The 1,561-nt window shown below is 66.6% G+C and carries 2 pseudogenes; both read left to right on the top strand.

Going from position 1 to position 1,561, the window contains the following annotated elements:
* Positions 1 to 641, top strand: a pseudogene (locus tag Q8Q88_RS21405) (type IV secretory system conjugative DNA transfer family protein); the annotation flags it as partial.
* A gap of 200 nt (positions 642 to 841) precedes the next feature.
* Positions 842 to 1,381: pseudogene (locus tag Q8Q88_RS21400) on the top strand (transposase); the annotation flags it as partial.
* Positions 1,382 to 1,561 lie beyond the last annotated feature (180 nt).

Raw genomic sequence — 1,561 nt, 5'->3', positions numbered from 1 at the left:
TGCTGGTCGGCGCCATCCTGCATGTCCTCTACGCCGAGCCCGACAAGACCCTGGCCGGCGTGGCGGCGTTCCTGTCGGACCCGAAACGGCCGATCGAGGCGACCTTGAGCGCCATGATGCGCACCCCGCATCTGGGCGCGGCCGGGACCCATCCGGTGGTGGCCTCGGCGGCGCGGGAGCTTCTGAACAAGAGCGATAATGAGCGCTCGGGCGTGCTCTCCACGGCCATGTCGTTCCTGGGGCTCTATCGCGACCCCGTGGTGGCGCGGGTCACGCGCCAGTGCGACTGGCGGATCACGGATCTGGGCGAAGCGCGCCGGCCTTGCACCCTCTACCTCGTCGTTCCACCCTCGGACATCAGCCGCACCAAGCCGCTGATCCGGCTGGTTCTGAACCAGATCGGCCGGCGACTGACCGAGGAACTGGCGTCCAAGACCCGGCGCCAGCGCGTCCTGCTCATGCTCGACGAGTTTCCCGCGCTCGGCCGGCTGGACTTCTTCGAAAGCGCGCTCGCCTTCATGGCCGGCTATGGCCTCAAGGCCTTCCTGATCGCCCAGTCGCTGAACCAGATCGAAAGGGCCTATGGCGCCAACAACGCCATCCTCGACAACTGCCATGTGCGGGTGAGTTTCGCAACGTCGCGACGAGTCCACAGCCGTTACATGAGAATCCTCTCCGATCTGCCCTTAGGCGGGCGGGCTGTTCGGCTGCAATTTGTCGCCAGGCGGCTTCGGTGCGACGCCGCATTCTGCGCGCGGCGGATCTTCACCGAGCGAGTTGAATCCGCGGCGCCTTGGGCGCGCAGAACGGCCCGGTTGGATGAGCTGGCGCTCCATCTGGGCTTGACGCTGAGTGGTCTGCCGGAAAGCGCAATAGCGCCGCACTCTGGCGCGAGCTGCGCAGCCTCGGCTTCAGAGGAAGCCGCAGAGTGGTCACGGAGTGGGCGACCCGCAGGCGGCGCGCAGACGAAACCAACCTGGAACGCCTCAAGCGAACGCCCTCTGCCCGCACGGTCGCCCGCTTGATGACCACCGGGCGCGACGACCTGTCCCGCGCTCAGACGGTGACGGTAGCCGCCATCGAGGCCGCCGCGCCGGCGGTGGTGGAGGCGCGTGAGATCGTGGAGGCCTTCCACGCCATGATCCGGTCAAGGAAGACCGCGGCCTTGGACAACTGGCTGGAATGGGCGGGGGGCAGCCTGATTGCGTCCTTCGCCCGTGGCCTCGCTCGCGACCGCTCCGCGGTGCTCGCCGCAATCGACACGGCTTGGTCCAACGCCCAGGCCGAAGGGCAGATCACCAAGCTCAAGCTCGTAAAACGCCAGATGTACGGCCGGGGCAAGCTGGATCTGCTCCAGGCCCGCCTGATCGCCGGTCGATGACTGTCGTCACCAAAATTGCGTCAGAGCCCCGATTGCGCGCCGTTTGACAACTCGGGATATTTCCATGACGGCGATACCTCTACGCAAGGAGCTCGCCCGGAGGCGGACACGCTCCATCATCGACTCAGCGTAGGCACTCGGCCGTTAGGCGGGAAAGGCGTAAGTCTACCCAGCGATCGG

The organism is Phenylobacterium sp. (assembly GCF_030697925.1).
Lineage (GTDB): Bacteria > Pseudomonadota > Alphaproteobacteria > Caulobacterales > Caulobacteraceae > Phenylobacterium.
Note: the sequence above shows the minus strand (reverse complement) of the source record. Positions and strands in the feature narration are given on the sequence as shown.